The sequence below is a fragment of the Sporosarcina sp. E16_3 genome, assembly GCF_017347125.1.
GTDB lineage: Bacteria > Bacillota > Bacilli > Bacillales_A > Planococcaceae > Sporosarcina.
In genome coordinates this window covers 25,296-41,846 of the sequence record NZ_JADPRX010000035.1, presented here as the reverse complement: position 1 = coordinate 41,846, position 16,551 = coordinate 25,296, and the positions used below count along the sequence as shown (strand labels likewise).

Annotated in this window: 16 protein-coding genes, 1 other RNA gene and 1 other annotated feature; of the genes, 1 reads left to right on the top strand and 16 read right to left on the bottom strand. The window is 41.9% G+C overall.

The features are described 5' to 3' along the window. Positions 1 to 190: 190 nt before the first annotated feature. From I2483_RS16530 to cymR, 9 genes are all read right to left on the bottom strand, one after another. A complete protein-coding gene (locus I2483_RS16530) occupies positions 191 to 493 on the bottom strand; it encodes a DUF1292 domain-containing protein (RefSeq protein ID WP_207278190.1) in 303 nt (100 codons plus the stop codon). 10 nt (positions 494 to 503) lie between these two features. Then, on the bottom strand, positions 504 to 923 hold the full coding sequence (gene ruvX / locus I2483_RS16525; RefSeq protein WP_207278189.1) for a Holliday junction resolvase RuvX: 420 nt from the start codon (positions 921 to 923) through the stop codon (positions 504 to 506). Then, on the bottom strand, positions 920 to 1,192 hold the full coding sequence (locus I2483_RS16520) for an IreB family regulatory phosphoprotein (RefSeq protein WP_186668645.1): 273 nt from the start codon (positions 1,190 to 1,192) through the stop codon (positions 920 to 922). The genes ruvX and I2483_RS16520 overlap by 4 nt, the downstream gene beginning before the upstream one ends. Positions 1,193 to 1,274: 82 nt before the next feature. Continuing rightward, on the bottom strand, positions 1,275 to 3,908 hold the full coding sequence (gene alaS, locus I2483_RS16515) for an alanine--tRNA ligase (RefSeq protein WP_207278188.1): 2,634 nt from the start codon (positions 3,906 to 3,908) through the stop codon (positions 1,275 to 1,277). Positions 3,909 to 4,118: 210 nt separating this feature from the next. Further along, positions 4,119 to 4,326 (bottom strand) — a binding site (T-box leader). A 62-nt stretch (positions 4,327 to 4,388) separates the two neighbouring features. After that, complete coding sequence (gene recD2, locus I2483_RS16510; protein ID WP_255550490.1) at positions 4,389 to 6,839, bottom strand: SF1B family DNA helicase RecD2; 2,451 nt, start codon at positions 6,837 to 6,839, stop codon at positions 4,389 to 4,391. A 15-nt stretch (positions 6,840 to 6,854) separates the two neighbouring features. Then, positions 6,855 to 7,520, bottom strand: coding sequence for a tetratricopeptide repeat protein (locus I2483_RS16505; protein WP_207278187.1), 666 nt, complete (start codon positions 7,518 to 7,520; stop codon positions 6,855 to 6,857). 13 nt (positions 7,521 to 7,533) lie between these two features. Next, a complete protein-coding gene (mnmA, locus tag I2483_RS16500; RefSeq protein ID WP_207278186.1) occupies positions 7,534 to 8,655 on the bottom strand; it encodes a tRNA 2-thiouridine(34) synthase MnmA in 1,122 nt (373 codons plus the stop codon). A gap of 23 nt (positions 8,656 to 8,678) precedes the next feature. Beyond that, positions 8,679 to 9,821 carry a cysteine desulfurase family protein gene (locus I2483_RS16495; protein WP_207278185.1) on the bottom strand — a complete coding sequence of 381 codons (1,143 nt, stop codon included), beginning with the start codon at positions 9,819 to 9,821 and terminating at the stop codon, positions 8,679 to 8,681. A gap of 12 nt (positions 9,822 to 9,833) precedes the next feature. Then, positions 9,834 to 10,253, bottom strand: a complete 420-nt coding sequence (gene cymR, locus I2483_RS16490) for a cysteine metabolism transcriptional regulator CymR (protein WP_186668635.1) — start codon at positions 10,251 to 10,253, stop codon at positions 9,834 to 9,836. Between the two features lie 128 nt (positions 10,254 to 10,381). Here cymR and I2483_RS16485 point away from each other — a divergent pair, with 128 nt between their 5' ends. Next, entirely contained in the window at positions 10,382 to 11,668 is a 1,287-nt protein-coding gene (locus I2483_RS16485; RefSeq protein ID WP_207278184.1) for a replication-associated recombination protein A, read from the top strand. 279 nt (positions 11,669 to 11,947) lie between these two features. Here I2483_RS16485 and I2483_RS19490 read toward each other — a convergent pair whose 3' ends face one another. From I2483_RS19490 to ssrS, 7 genes are all read right to left on the bottom strand, one after another. Beyond that, positions 11,948 to 12,181, bottom strand: coding sequence for a hypothetical protein (locus I2483_RS19490; protein WP_255550489.1), 234 nt, complete (start codon positions 12,179 to 12,181; stop codon positions 11,948 to 11,950). A gap of 227 nt (positions 12,182 to 12,408) precedes the next feature. After that, positions 12,409 to 12,597: a hypothetical protein gene (locus tag I2483_RS16475; RefSeq protein ID WP_207278183.1), complete on the bottom strand. Its 189-nt coding sequence runs from the start codon at positions 12,595 to 12,597 to the stop codon at positions 12,409 to 12,411. A gap of 89 nt (positions 12,598 to 12,686) precedes the next feature. Further along, positions 12,687 to 12,833: a hypothetical protein gene (locus I2483_RS16470; protein WP_207278182.1), complete on the bottom strand. Its 147-nt coding sequence runs from the start codon at positions 12,831 to 12,833 to the stop codon at positions 12,687 to 12,689. 682 nt (positions 12,834 to 13,515) lie between these two features. Next, on the bottom strand, positions 13,516 to 14,253 hold the full coding sequence (locus tag I2483_RS16465; RefSeq protein ID WP_207278181.1) for a DUF4184 family protein: 738 nt from the start codon (positions 14,251 to 14,253) through the stop codon (positions 13,516 to 13,518). Between the two features lie 193 nt (positions 14,254 to 14,446). Further along, positions 14,447 to 15,268, bottom strand: coding sequence for a DUF6612 family protein (locus tag I2483_RS16460; RefSeq protein WP_207278180.1), 822 nt, complete (start codon positions 15,266 to 15,268; stop codon positions 14,447 to 14,449). Between the two features lie 141 nt (positions 15,269 to 15,409). Next, on the bottom strand, positions 15,410 to 16,204 hold the full coding sequence (locus I2483_RS16455) for a tRNA threonylcarbamoyladenosine dehydratase (protein WP_186668624.1): 795 nt from the start codon (positions 16,202 to 16,204) through the stop codon (positions 15,410 to 15,412). Between the two features lie 95 nt (positions 16,205 to 16,299). Further along, positions 16,300 to 16,480, bottom strand: a non-coding RNA gene (ssrS, locus tag I2483_RS16450) — 6S RNA. Positions 16,481 to 16,551 lie beyond the last annotated feature (71 nt).

The window sequence follows — 16,551 nt, the reverse complement described above, 5'->3', positions numbered from 1 at the left end:
TAGGCCCGCGACGGGCATAAGTCGATCCAGCGACGTGGCGCTCTTTGCCACATAGCTGGATTGCTTATGACCCGAGCGGCTGGCGCCTGGAGTCTAGACACCGCTAAAGGTTCTAAACCTACACTTTCTTATCTCACAATGAAAAAACGGAACGGCCTGTACCGCACCGTCCCGTCCGTGCACATATAATTTACTCTTCTTCGTCTTCTTCGTCCTCTTCTGCAAGGAACGTGTTCAACATTTCTTCAATCATTTCCCATTCTGCGTCGTCTTCGATCGGCATCAATTCGCCGTCTTCATTGTCTTCAGATGGTACGAAAGCAGATGCATGAATTTCGACTTCGCCGTCTTCATCCTCTTCTTGTCCATCAAGTACATGATAAAGTACATATGACTTACCAAATTCCTCTGAATCAAATGTGAAGATTACTTCACATACGTGTTCCTCGCCGTTTTCATCTACAATCGTCATTGTTTCTTGTCCGTGTTCCATTACGATCACCTCATCTGTTTTTTGAATCAAGATACCCTTGGAGTATCATGATTGCTGCCATCTTATCGATAACAGTCTTTCTTTTCTTACGACTGACATCTGCATCGATTAGCACACGTTCCGCTGCCATCGTCGTCAATCGCTCGTCCCACAACGCAACAGGAAAGCCGAATGTTTGTTTCAAAAGTTCAGCATAATCTTGAGATGCTACCCCTCTTGGTCCGACTGTATTATTCATGTTCTTAGGGAATCCTACCACAAATCCGCTTACTTCGTATTCTTTCACGAGTTCCTGGATTCTTTCCATGCCAAAGTGGCCAGCACCTTCATCGACCTTAACTGTTTCAATGCCCTGAGCAGTCCACCCAAGGGCATCACTGATCGCGATGCCAACCGTTTTGGATCCAACATCCAACCCCATTGTTCTCACTTTGTTTTCCCTCCGTTTTCACGAACGTAAAACTTCACAAGTTCTTCTAGGATCTCGTCCCGTTCCAACTTTCGGATCAAATTACGTGCATCGTCATGACGTGGTATATAAGCTGGATCGCCCGAAAGAAGATAACCTACAATCTGATTAATTGGACTGTAGCCCTTTTCGTCAAGTGCCTTGTGCACATGAAGCATAACCTGCTTTACTTCTTGCTCCATTGACTCTTCAGGAAAGTTAAATTTCATCGTCTTATCGTATGATTCCATAATCGACACCCCGCTTTCAGATCATCCGTTTTATGAATCGGATATAATTACATTTCTAATTATACCCGATTTGATTCACCAGTTAAACAGATTTGACATAATCATACACGGATTGTAGGGCATCATCAAGTTTAGACACATCTTTTGCACCTGCCATTGCCATATCTGGGCGACCTCCGCCTTTTCCATCGCATTGTGTAGCTACGTGATTGACGATCTTCCCTGCATGATAGTTCCCTGATTTTAAATCTTCTGTCACGCCTGATACTAGCATAACTTTGCCGTCTGCCGCTGCACCTAGGACAATGATTCCTTTTGATAACTTCTGTTTCATTTCGTCCATCATCTGGCGTAGGCCATTATTATCTTTCACATCCACACGTGCAGAGATAACTGTAACGTCATCGATTTGCTGCGCAGAAGCCATGATATCCGCCACTTGACTGTTTCCAAGTTTAGCAGATAGTGATTCATTTTCACGTTGAAGTTCTTTCATATCAGCTAACACTGACCCAATTTTCGCCACGACGTCTTTTGGATTCGATTTTAAAAGGCTTGCAGCGTTAACCAGTACTTCCTCTTCATCTTTGAATGAACGGTAGGCCATCTGCCCCGTAAGTGCTTCAATGCGTCGTGTGCCTGCACCGATTCCACTTTCAGATACAAGTTTGAACAAACCGATAACAGACGTTGAAGCGACGTGACAGCCTCCACAAAGCTCCAATGAGTAATCTCCAACTGAAACAACGCGAACCACTTTGCCATATTTTTCACCGAAGAGCGCCATTGCACCAAGTTTTTTGGCTTCGTCAATCGGTCTTTCTGCAATATCGACAGCGATGTCTTCCCAGACTTTTTGATTGACAATCTGTTCGATTTTCTCAAGCTCTTCTTTCGTCACTTGACCAAAATGCGAGAAGTCGAAACGAAGACGGTCAGGACCGACGTAAGAACCTGCCTGGTTAACATGTTCCCCAAGTACTTCTTTCAATGCTTTGTGAAGAAGATGCGTCGCCGTGTGATTTCGAACCGTTAGTTTGCGGGCCTCTTGGTTCACTTCCGCTTGAACGGCTGCACCTTTATGCATTTCACCTGAACGAATGATTGCCGTATGCAAGTTTTGACCGTTAGGTGCCTTCTGTACGTCTTTGATATCTGCAACAAATGTTTCGCCGCTAATTGTTCCATTATCCGCTACTTGTCCGCCACTTTCCGCGTAGAATGGAGTGCGATCCAAGATGAATTGAATTTCGTCACCTTCCGATGCAGTGTCAACTAATGTACCTGCCTGTAAAAGTGCGACAACTGTTGCATCGCATTGCAGTTGATTGTACCCAATGAATTCGCTTGAATCGTGAATTTCACCAAGCACGCCCGACTGAACATGCATAGAATCGACGTCTTGACGAGCTGCACGCGCACGCTTACGTTGGCTGTCCATTTCCGAATCGAACCCAGCCCGATCAACAGTAACCCCTGCTTCTTCAGCGAATTCTTCTGTCAACTCGAACGGGAAGCCATATGTGTCATAGAGACGGAATGCGATAGCTCCTGGAACGATAGGGGTTCCAGATGATTTTGCAGTGTCGATCACACCAGAAAGGATTGTCATTCCATCCGTTAACGTTTCATGGAAGCGTTCCTCTTCGTTTTTAATAACTTTCATGATGAACTCTTTCTTGTCAGTCACTTCGGGATAGAAGTCTTGCATGATTTCTCCTACAACTGGTACAAGTTCGAACATAAACGGCTTGTTGATGCCAAGCTGTTTCGCAAAACGAACGGCTCTGCGCAGCAATCTTCTAAGCACATAACCGCGGCCTTCATTGGACGGAAGTGCTCCGTCACCAATTGCGAAAGCAACTGTACGAATATGGTCAGCAATTACTTTGAATGCCATATCTTTTTGTTCATCTGCACCATATTTCTCTTCGGAAAACTTTTCGATGGCATGCATGATTGGGATGAAAAGATCCGTATCGAAGTTGGTCGGAACGTTTTGGATGACGGATGCCATCCGCTCAAGACCCATCCCTGTATCGATGTTCTTTTTCGGCAAAGGTGTATATGTATTATCCGGATTATGGTTAAATTCCGAGAATACTAGGTTCCAAATTTCTAGGTAACGTTCATTTTCCCCACCTGGATATAGTTCGGGATCAGAGAAATCATCGCCGTATGCCGGTCCACGGTCGTAGAAAATCTCTGAGTTCGGACCACTAGGACCTTCCCCGATGTCCCAGAAGTTTCCTTCAAGACGGATGATACGATCTTCTGCAATACCAACCTTATCACGCCAAATCATATATGCTTCTTCATCTTCTGGGTGGATTGTGATGGATAGGAGTTCTGGATCAAAACCAATCCACTTTTCATTTGTTAGAAATTCCCACGCATGGACGATTGCTTCTTCTTTGAAATAATCCCCAATTGAGAAGTTGCCTAGCATTTCGAAAAATGTATGGTGACGTGCTGTTTTCCCAACGTTTTCAATATCATTTGTACGGATTGATTTTTGTGCATTGACGATACGTGGATTTGTCGGAACTACGCGTCCATCAAAGTATTTTTTTAGCGTTGCAACACCGCTGTTAATCCAAAGAAGTGATGCATCATCGATTGGTACAAGTGGTGCAGACGGTTCAACACTGTGACCGTGTTCCTTGAAGTAGTCCAAAAACATGTTACGAATTTGTGACGTTGTTAGTTTTTTCATGAGTGAATCCTCCTTTTTAATTGAAAACGTGTAGATTTCGGGTGGTAGCTTCTTATTGCAACTTTTGATTTCTAATTGCAACTCGGGAAACGTAATTGCAACTTCGAAATTCTAATTGCAATCAAAGGAACGCAGCCTAAGTGCGCGACGTCCTGTCGCAAAGGCTGCACACCCGCGTCCTGCGGGCGCAAAAAAATCCCCGCCCCTAATGCAAGGGACGAAGATTTTAGTCTCGCGGTACCACCCTAATTACCGGACTAATTGAATCCGGCATCTCTGGTTGCCTTAACGCGGCGGACGGCAGGAATGAGCTGCACTCAGGAGTAGCTTTTCAACATTTTTTCTCGAGAACCCTTTCAGCCAAGGGGCTCCTTTCTGGACGAGTAAACTTGCCTACTTTCTCCGTCAACGTATTACATATGATTGGTTTGTCTCGAATCAGCATTTCTAATTGGATTATAGAAAAGTTCCGCCTTATTGTCAATCTGAAGCTTCAAGAAATTCATATGGGGTTACCCCTTTCATGCCAATCAGCGGATCAATTGTCAGGAAAGTATCCATGGTAAGTGCAAAAATGATCGATTTCGAATCCATCGAACTTACATTCGACTCATTAGAAACCTCTGCATTTTTGTGTTCTGAAGCCTCTGCAGCCACCGGTTCAACGACATCGCCATTTAGACGTTCTTTCAGCGTCGTCTGTCTTTCCAATTCGTCCGTTCGCGCGATACCCGCCCTGAACTCTTCAGGCTCACCGCAGAGGATAAGGAAGTTTTTCGCACGAGTGATGCCTGTATACAGCAAATTACGTCGTAGCATTTTACGATGACCACGGACGATCGGCATTATAACAATCGGGAACTCACTGCCCTGGGATTTATGAATCGAACAGCAATAAGCAAGTGTCAGCTGGTTGAGATCATTGCGTTCATAGGTGACTTCAATGCCATCGTACGAAACCACTAGCAATTCTTTTTTATCGATGGTTTCTTTCGCTTTGATAATCGCAATGACTTCACCCATATCACCGTTGAAAACATTACTCTCAGGTTGATTGACAAGCTGTAGCACTTTATCACCAATTCGGTAAATCGCTTCACCAAAAACAACTTCTTTGCGTTTCGGTCCTGGCGGATTGACCATTTCTTGAATCATTTTGTTTAAACCATCAATTCCCGCCGGCCCCCTATACATCGGTGCAAGAACTTGGATATCTTTAATAGGGTGGCCTTTGGCAATGGCATTTTTCACAACTTGCTGGACAACTTCGAGTATTCGATCGCTGCCCGCTTTGATAAATGAACGATCCGATGTTTTCTTCGTAATGTCGTCTGTCCATTCTGACCTCTTAATCATATGAGCCATCTCAATAATTGACGAGCCTTCACTTTGACGGAATACTTCAGTCAGCTCAATGACAGGAACTTTGCCAGAATCTAGCATATCTCGAAGCACTTGACCGGGTCCTACAGGCGGTAGCTGGTCTTGGTCCCCAACAAATAGCAATTGGACATCATTGGCAAGCGCCTTTAATAGCTGATGAGCGAGCCATGTATCGACCATCGACATTTCATCGATAATAATGAGGCGACCTTCAACTTCCCGCTCTGTCTCTTCATCCTTTTCTTGCCCATTGAATCCAAGCAACCGGTGAATTGTCATCGCAGGTAATCCAGTTGATTCCGACATACGCTTAGCTGCACGTCCAGTCGGCGCGGCTAACACAATCGGAAAGGGTTCTTTCTTTTTGGCATACTCTTTAGGATCGAGCGATAATCCATGAAGTTCTGCATAGACTTCGACAAAACCACGAATAACAGTCGTTTTCCCGGTTCCGGGACCTCCCGTTAAGATCATTAATGGCGAATGAAGCGCAGTTTCAATCGCTGCCACTTGCGTCTCCGCATAATTGACGCCGAGCCGCTCTTCCACTTCCCCAACCGCTTTTCTTATTTCAGACACAGGAAATTGATCCGCTGTGTCATTTTCCATAATCCGCTCTAGCTTCGCAGCGATGCCGATTTCTGAAAAGTATAGGGAAGGTATGTATAATCTTCGTTCTTCAGCAGATAGTTTCCCTTCCTCGACAAGCACAATAATTGCCTGGGAAATATCAGCAAATGGTATGTCAATGCGCTGGCTCATTTCTAGCAGACGTTTGACATCAGGCATAACGGCTTCCGCTTCAACGTATACATGACCCGCTGATTGCACGGCCTGGTTCATCGAATGAAGAATGGCTGCTTTGATTCTTGAAGGATGGTTTCCTGTAATACCTAGATTCTTACCGAGTTCGTCCGCACGCTGGAAGCCTACCCCTTCGATTTCTTCAATAAGCCGATACGGATTTTCAGTCAGCAATGAAACCGATTCTTCACGATACTTTTGATAAATACGCATAGCAATTTGCGGTCCGAATCCCCATTCATTCAATTGGATAATTGTCCGCTCAAGCCCCATATTTTGTTCGAGGACAGAGACAATCGTTTCTTTTCTCTCATCGGATAACTTTGGTACCGTACCAAGGACAGATGGATCGTCAAGGATCTTTTTAATAGCATCCTTGCCGAGCTTTTTGACAATTGTTTGAGCTGTTTTCATCCCGATGCCCGGAAACAAATCACCTGACAAATAATGGACCAGCCCTGTTTCAGTTGCAGGCATCTCTTTCGAAAAAGTATGCACATCGAACTGCGCACCATATGTCGGGTGAGTAACGAGCTTACCTGTGAATTTGTAGTCATCTTCCGGATTTAGCTGTGGAAAACTGCCTTTAACGATGATTTCTTTATCTTCATTCCCACTATTGGTTTCACGAACTTTTAATTTCGCGATTGTAAAAAGGCTGTCGGGGTTATGGAAGATTGTCACGACTGGTCGTCCAATCAAAAAGATTTCATCCGCATTTCCCGCCATGTTGTTCCCTTCCATCACCGCCACCCCTTCTTATTTTCCTTCTTCGCCCAGCTTGATCATGTCATATATATAGCGTGCCTGAATATGCTCTGGATCGATTGTGAATGCTTTTTCAAGATGATCAAGCGCATCTTGTTTCTGTTCTGTCGACACTGCATATAAAAAACCTAGGTTATAATGTGCATCGGCACTTGCGTCGTCCTGTTCGATGATGAATTTAAATTCATTCCCAGCTTCTTTAAATAACTCCAAATTAGCGAGAACAATCCCGTATGATAACCGGATTTCAAGATCATCCGGTGCCAGTTCTGTCGCCCGTTGCAAATAAGGCAACGCTAATTTCTCATTACTCGAACGTTCGAGACTCTTCCCGAGCATGAAATATGCGTCCGCCTCTTCAACACCTTGACGGATTGCTTTTTCATATAACTTTGCCGCCTCCTCAAAACGATCTTTATTGTAATAAAGATTGGCAAGACCGTAAAACGCAGTGCCAGCTTCAGCATCAAGCGTAATCGCCTTTTGGAAAAACGGTTCTGCCCTTTCAGCATCTCCAAGTGAAGCAAAAACATTCCCTAAATTGATATAACCGACTGCATTTTCAGGTTCCTTCTCGACACCTTGCATAAATGATTCGACTGCTTTTTCATATTCGCCATTCTGTAATGCGGCGATTCCAATTTCATTGTATTCCATAGTTAACTTCCCCTTATCCAACATAGTCAAGTTGTTTGCCGTTTTTGAAAACTGTATCGATTGTTCCCCCGCCAAGACATTCGTCTCCGTCATAGAAAACGACGGCTTGTCCAGGTGTAATTGCACGCACTGGTTGTGCAAAGTGGACGATTGCATGTCCGTCTTCAGTCATTTCAACTGTAACGTTTGTATCCGGTTGACGGTAGCGGAATTTCGCTGTACAACTGAACGTTTTCGGAAGTTCACGTACAGTCGAAAAACTGACGTCAATTGCTGTCAAACTGTCGGAATAAAGTGCATCGTTATCGAAGTTTTGACCAACTAGAAGGACATTTTTTTTCAAGTCCTTGCCGATAACAAACCAAGGTTCTCCGGCTCCGCCAATTCCAAGGCCGTGACGCTGACCAATTGTATAGTACATAAGCCCATCATGACGGCCTACAGTTTCGCCTTCCATCGTCGTCATATCTCCTGGTTGAGCAGGAAGATATTGACCAAGGAATTCCTTGAAATTCCGTTCTCCTATGAAACAAATACCCGTGGAATCCTTTTTCGCTGCTGTCGAAAGTCCTGCTTCAACCGCTTTTTCACGTACAGCACTTTTTTCCATATTACCAATCGGGAACATTACTTTTTGTAGCTGATCTTGTGTTAATTGATTCAAGAAATAAGTTTGGTCTTTATTTGCATCTTTCCCGCGCAACATTGACACGCCACCATCTACTTCTACGACTTGTGCATAATGACCCGTTGCTAAATAATCTGCACCAAGACTCATTGCGTGCTCTAGAAACGCTTTAAACTTGATTTCTTTATTACACATGACATCAGGATTCGGTGTACGCCCCGCTTTATATTCTTCAAGGAAATACGTAAATACTTTATCCCAATATTGTTTTTCGAAATTGACCGCGTAATACGGTATTCCGATATCATTACAAACACTGATAACATCTTCATAATCTTCAGTCGCGGTACAGACACCAAATTCGTCTGTGTCATCCCAGTTTTTCATAAAAATACCGATAACTTCATAGCCTTGTTCTTTCAGCAATAGTGCTGCAACGGACGAATCTACGCCGCCCGACATTCCTACTACGACGCGCGTTTCTGCTGGTGATTTAATTGTTTTCATTCTATTTTTCATCCTTTATAGTTTCATTTCACAGACCGTTTGACGATTTCAGCCGTAAGTTCGGCTGCTTCCTTAATCGTTTCCTCTGTAAGACCGAGGCCAAAACTAAATCGGACCGAATTTCGTAATTTGGAAGAACCTTCACCGAACATGGCTGTCAAAACATGCGACGGATCGAGTGAACCCGCAGTGCATGCAGACCCACTGGACACGGCAATACCTGCCATATCAAGATTCACTAGAAGTGATTCAATATCTGTCCCCGGGAAGCTTATGTTCAGTATTTGCGGAAGTTTTTCCGCAGTTTTCACGTTCATTTCGTAAGTGACATCTGTTTGATCAAACACGTCAATCATAATGGCCGCGTAGTTAGAATAATTTGCAGTGTTTTGTTCCATCGCCTGTTGCGCAATTAATACCGCTTCAGCAAAAGCAACAATTGCTGGAATATTTTCGGTTCCTGCTCTCCGTTTGCGTTCCTGTTCGCCGCCGAAAAGAACTGGTGTTGTATCAAGTCCTTTACGCTGATAAAGGAAACCTATTCCTTTTGGACCGTTTAATTTATGAGCTGAAACGGATAACAGATCAACGCCGAGTTCACCCACATGAAGTGGAACGATTCCATAAGCTTGAACAGCGTCCGTGTGGAAAACGGCTTGGTGTTCTTTCAGCAATGCCCCAATTTCACGAATCGGCTGAATGGTTCCCACTTCGTTATTGCCATACATAATCGAGACGAGAACCGTTTTGTCCGTCAGTGCATTTTTCACTTGCTCCGCAGTTATTTGTCCGTTTTCATCGACTTCCAAGTACGTTACTTCGAAACCTAGCAGTTCTAGTTGTTTACATGGATTTAAAACAGCGTGATGCTCACTATTCGTCGTGATAATATGGTTACCTCTAGCTTTCATCGCCATTACAGCCCCAAAAACCGCGGTATTGTCTGCTTCTGTTCCGCCCGACGTGAAAATGATTTCCGACGGCTCTGCATGAATGGACAGTGCCAGCGTTCTACGTGCGTCATCAAGACATTTTCGCGCTTCTCTTCCAAAACTATGGATGCTGGAAGGGTTACCGAAAGTAGATTCAAGCGTTTCTATATAAGTAGCGATTACTGCCGGATGAACCGGTGTCGTCGCCGCGTGGTCAAGATAAATTTTCTTCATAATAAGACTCCTTTAAATGTAAAACATATAACTATCGCGATCATCTTTTTCACCAGATTTCATCAAATCTTCAATCGTTGTTGTATCGAGGACACTGCGTACCGCTTCACCAATTCGTTTCCAAAGTTCCTGTTGTGGAATATCAGATCCCTCTAGCCCCTCTACAACTTGGATAGGTCCTTCAAGAATCCGGATAACATCCCCTGCAGTTATTTCTGTCGGCGGCTTAGCCAGCATATATCCGCCATAAGCACCGCGAACACTCTTCACGATTCCACTGTTACGTAGCGGTGGAATTAGTTGCTCAAGATATGCTTCAGACAATTTCTGTTCTTCCGCAATTTTCCGTAGCGGTACTGGACCTTCTCCGAATTTAGAGCCGAGCTCAACGACAATTGTTAACCCATATCTACCTTTTGTAGAAATCTTCATATCTATCCCGTCCTTTTTACGATTGCTTCAAAATATTATAGCATAACCGGCCCGTAGGCTTCCTTAAAATGATTTGCGTTTGTCCAATGTGTATAATAGAAGGACGGATGTACTAAGGAGTGAGCTCTTTGCATAATGAACCATTGGCGTTTCGAATGCGCCCTAGGACTATAGATGAAATTGCTGGACAAAAGGATATTATCGGTGAAAAGACGGCACTTTACCGGATGATAAAAAACGGACATGTTCCTTCTATGTTGTTATACGGGGAACCTGGAATCGGTAAAACGTCACTCGCACACGCAATTGCCGGTACTAGCAATCTGCCTTTCATCGCCATGAATGCGACAGTTTCGGGAAAGAAAGATGTCGAAGACGTTGTAGCAGAATCGCGAATTACAGGGAAAGTTCTACTATTCTTAGATGAAATTCATCGTTTCAATAAATTACAGCAAGATACATTACTGCCACACGTCGAAAGTGGCGCAATCGTCTTGATAGGAGCGACAACTGAAAATCCTTATCACGACGTCAACCCCGCCATACGTTCCAGATGCGGTGAAATCCGGCAATTATCCAGATTAGAACCTGAAGATTTAATGGAAGTACTCAAAAATGCCATGTCGGATGAAGAACGCGGGCTTGGAAAAATGGTAATTGACATAACCACTGATCAGCTTACGTTGATTGCAGAAGGCGTCAACGGAGATGCACGCAAAGCGTTAACTGTTCTTGAATCTGCCGTTTCTGCAAGTGATGAAGTCGATGGCAAAATAGTCATTGAAGACTGGCTACTTGAAAACTTACTTGGGCGCATCGGGTTATTCGGTGATAAAAAAGGTTCGCATTTTTATAATTTATTGTCTGCTCTTCAAAAATCGGTCCGCGGCAGTGATGTCAATGCCGCTATCTATTATCTTGCACATCTTCTCGAGACTGGCGATTTAGTAGCTGTAAATAGGCGCTTGCTAGTGATGGCCTATGAGGATGTCGGATTAGCATCACCAGAGGTTGGGCCACATGTACTGGCAGCTACAGAAGCTGCGGTGAAACTTGGCATGCCAGAAGCGCGTATCCCTCTCGCAAGCGCTGTTATTGAAATGTGCCTGGCCTCTAAATCGAATTCAGCTTATAAAGCATTCGATGCGGCTGTAAAAGCAATCAACGAGGGAAAAGTCGGAGATATTCCATTACATTTACGGGACGCACATTATGCGGGGGCGGCAAAGCTCGGCCACGTCGGCTACAAATACCCGCATGACACACCGCTCGGTTCGTTCGGAGGCTGGACTAACCAGCAATATTTACCCGATAAATTAAAAAATACAGAGTTTTACAATCCAGTTATGGCAGGCGAGGAAAAAAAGATGGCCGCAATTTATGATCGATTGAAAGAATTTCGGAAAAAGAAGTGATTAGGTAAAAACAACTCTAAATGAATTTACTTGGCGATATGAAACGCATATAAAACACCAGTTAGGCAGCCTGTTCTCTATAATCTAATCGAGAATAGGCTGCCAGTTTTTCTTGAATTTGATATCCACAATTAAGTCTTCATGCTCATTTCTGTATTCCTCGCATACTGGAGGGATGCAATCGAAATTGGCACTTCCAACTCATCTCCATCACAACTGCCTGTTAGTAAAAATACGCTTCTTTATTTGTAGAAACACACATAGTTAGTTGAGGATTTGTTATTTTTTTAAGCTGTCTAACAAAACATAACCAAATACAATTCCGGCTATTGATGTGAATGTAGTATCTCCTAACTGCATAAATTCTTTTGCGAATAACAAATTCATCCCGAAATAAATAGCCAGAATTGGTATCATTGCTAAATATAGAGACGGGATTCCAATTGCAGCAACCTTAATCCAATCGAACGACCATTGCTTTTTTTCTTTAATCTCTATAATCAATTTAGGCAAACGTAACAGAAATCCAATAAAAACAGGGAAAATAGTTGCAAATAGTATAAAAGGCATTAAATTATATGTTGTTGCCGATTCTTCTCTTAATCGGACTTGGTAACCCATTCCTAGATAAAGAATAAATCCCATAACTACAGTGGAAACGAGATATAATAGAAACCTTTTAATTTAGGCCCCCCCCTTTCAACACTTCACTTAACTACACAACACTGGAATAGCACTTATTAAAACGGTCCATTTTGTTGGTCATGCCTTGCCACTTCTCGTAAAGTATCGGATCCCGCTGAGTTCTGATTCAATGACCTTTCCTGTTCTATAAAATCATATTTTCTCCCAGTTAAAAAATCCACAAGATGGCAACCTATAAGTAATGTTACAATGAAACCCCAGAAAACCCACATCACCCAATGCATCACATCTCCTCCCTTTTACAATATATGCGTAGCCTGTTGTTAAAAGCTGCGTTTACAGGGCGTCCCCGATTGATATAGAAATACACCCGTTAGTGCAACATATTAAATACTAAAGCAATTAGATAAAGTGGAACTCCGACAATTAACATGCCTGCGATAAGATAACAAATACACTTGAAAATAAACTTAAAGACATCATAGATAGACCCAGCCAAATCGTCAATAAACCTTGTCATTGGTTTCCCTCCATAACCTAACTTGTTAGTAAATTGCATATCCACTTGTTGTAGAAATAAACCCGTTACTAGAATTAAGGAGAAATCTTACAAGCCACCCATTACTGAATTAACAATCTTAAGTTTTGTCCGAGATCTGCTGTCACTTTTAACATTGTGTCTTTTAAAACTAATTTCCCCCGCCATTTAATTAAATCCTTGTAGTACTAGTACGGTTATCATGACTGAATAGTTTCATATATTAATAATGAACACTCTTTTCACTTTAGTTTACCTGTACAAAAAATTGGTGTTAACTACTGATAATTCCGTACTTCCGCGCTATACTCTAAATAGGAAAGAGATGACTATATGTTTTAAAACAAAAAGTACTGGATTCTTATGCCACCTTTTTTGATTCTTGGTATAGCTTTAATTACCTATCTACCAAAAAGGTATTCACCTTATTCATTTTTAGTAGTATTAACTTTTTGGGTTATTTACTATCTTTGGGATTATCTCGAAAAGAAGAAGCTTACTAAAAAATGATGCCGTTCAATTAAAGTGAATTGCAACAAAAAAGTCGAATTCCTTACTAAACAGGAAATCGACTTTTTGATTTATTTATGTCCTATGATTAAATAAATAGAGCTCTGCAGAATCTATACTTACCTTCAATTTTCTAAAATCCGGGAAATCACAATTAAAGTCGAACATATTTTATCAACATAGAAATTAGGAATAAACTCAAGAAAAAAGAGTCTATAATTCTAACGACCAATATCCCGTAACTGATAATCGAAACAGTGGAAATTAAATACCATATGAATACAAATAGTCCTGTTAAAAGGAATATAGTAGACCAAAAAACAAGTTTATGCTTAGAAGATACAGGAGTATCGTTATGTTTCCTTTGAGATAAAGCCCTATAATACATGTAAACTAAAATCATTGTTAGCCCAAATAATGTACTCCCATGTTGCAAAAGTTTATACAAGGATATAGTAAAACCATACATACTATAGCCGTGAGTGAATAAAGCAGGGAATTTCAATACCACATATCCATTTATATGAGTGAAAGAATCCCATACAACATGAGTTAACATACCGAATAGCGCAGAATAACAAAATACAACAATCTTCACTCCAAAAGTTGAATCTATTTTTTTAACATACGGATCTTGTAGATAACTCGGTAAATGATTGAATAGAATTTGGTGTACAAATATATGGTAAATAAAATAAATGAATGTCACCAAGGGTAAATTAAACAAAACGAACCCATTAAAGGTATGTCCAATTTCCCCCATTGGTCGACCTTTCAAAAAATATTCAAAATCGGGAGCCATACTTCCGATTACGAGTGCAGAAAAGTTAATATACTTACTTTTTCTTGTGAATGGAAGTATGGCTGCCGGGTGGGCAAAAGTTAGCGGCATGATAAACGCTCCTAGTTGATTTGTTCAATTTTATTCCAATTAAAAGTGGATAGTCTTAATCTATCATACGTACCATCAGAATTAACAGTGAAATAATCCCAAGAGACAATCACTCACTATTTAGCAAAATAACTGAATGTGCAAAACCCTCCCTAAAAGTAAAACTTTTGGGAGGGTTTTTGCTTAGTGGTTTTTAATTAGCCGCGGCTTCTAATAGTTCTGCCGGAACCTTTACATCATCCACATTATCGTAGTAGCTATAAACTGCATTGATTGTTTGTTTAACTCGGTGGGAATTACCATCAACTTGTACCATTGAGTACGTTGTTGTATCCATTGTCATTTTGAAATCAGTTACATAGAATGTTTTGCTATCGATTCCAATAACAATTTCGGATTTATTAATAAGTGGAAACTCACCGTTCAATATATCCGGATCAGTTTCACTGCCGTTGTTAGACAAGAATAGTATTTTTTTTAGTTCTTTATATTGTTCTCTCGATAATGACAGCCTTAAGTTATAACCGTAGTCAATCGGCTCTAACACAAAATCGTTTTTGAAATCGTTAAAAAATGCCAAATCCAGTGTCGGCTGAACAGTTTCAATCATCGAACCGAACAATTCGGCAATCGAACCGGACTGCAACTCTTCCCATGCATTCTTTTGCGTATCTTTGATGAAAACACGGCCATCTACTTTATATACTTCTGCATCCCATGGTTCCCCATTTATCGGTAGCGGTCGCACTTTTATGTCTTGCTTAACTATTTCTGGTTGTAACATTGCATCCGAAGTCATCTCATATTTCACGCTATATCTTTCTTCAGGTGCTGTTGTTTTCCAAAAATCATCATAAGAAATTTGTGTACGCACATTTTTCAATTTAGCAGATGCTTCTTTCGCTTTTTCAAAGACGTCTTGTGCCGTCATACCCTGTTTCGCTTCTACATTGGTGCATGCTGTTAATAAGAGGGCAACTAATCCAAAAACAAATACCTTTAACACTTTATTCACACATAAACATCCTTTCTAGCAATCCAAGTTCACTTTCATAAGCAATCACCCTATTATAACCTTAGTAATATTTTGGTGACAACCAAAAAGGAACTGCAGCCTAAGTTCGCCACGTCGTTTCGCAACAAGGAGGGATGAAGTTCAATCCCTCCCTACGGCGCTTTCCGTTATAACTTTATCTTTCACTCGCCGGATAGGAATATCCGCAACGATATCATTCATTACCCAACTGGCGCAAACGAGGCCGGCAACAGATGGGACGAATGCGTTCGATGCAGGTGGCATTTTTGCTTTGCGGATGAAGGCATCAGGTTTACCCACTGTGGAAACAACTTCCGGCCTGACGACAATCGGGCTTTCATCAGAAAAGACCACTGGTACTCCTTTATAAATACCTTCTTTTTTAAGTCTGCGACGGATTACTTTCGCAACCGGATCTGTATGCGTCTTTGCAATATCTGCAATTTGGAAACGCGTTGGATCCATCTTATTAGCAGCACCCATACTCGATATAATTTTAACGCTACGTGCAACACATTCTTTAATTAAATGAATTTTATAGATGATTGTATCAGATGCATCGATGACATAATCAGGTTTGTAACTGAAAAACTCTTCCGCTGTCTCTTCCGTATAAAACATATGAAGAGAAATGACTTCACACTCTGTATTAATATCAGCAATGCGCTCTTTCATCACTTCTGCTTTAGAACGGCCGACTGTCGACAAATTAGCAATGAGCTGTCTATTAATATTTGTGATGTCAATATCGTCCTTATCGACGAGGATAATACGGCCAATTCCGCTTCGCGCACATGCTTCTGCAGCAAATGAGCCGACTCCTCCAACACCAAGTATCGCGACAGTCATGTCCCGCATACGATTTACACCTTCTGTACCTATGGCTAATTCATTTCGTGAAAATTGATGTAACAAGAAAAACTCCGCCCTTCATTTTAAAAAACTATAATTTTCCCCAATAAAAAACCCCTCCGCACGTAAGTCAGAGGGGTGTATGATCATTGTAAGTAACGAATCCCAAATGTGCCGTCTTTGTAGTATCGCTTTGAACCCGCTATCAGCAGGTGGGTGTCCTATCCGATCCTTTTGAGGTCCCGACTAAAGGCATGTCATCCGACTCGAAATACGGACTCCCGACGAAAAAATGTTCGGTCAAAACTGATTGGCAAATAACGAACACTTCAGGATTCGTATTACTTGTATAATAACATACATCTTTAGTCAGTTCAACGATTTAACAGAAATGTTTTTCACACTTTTCT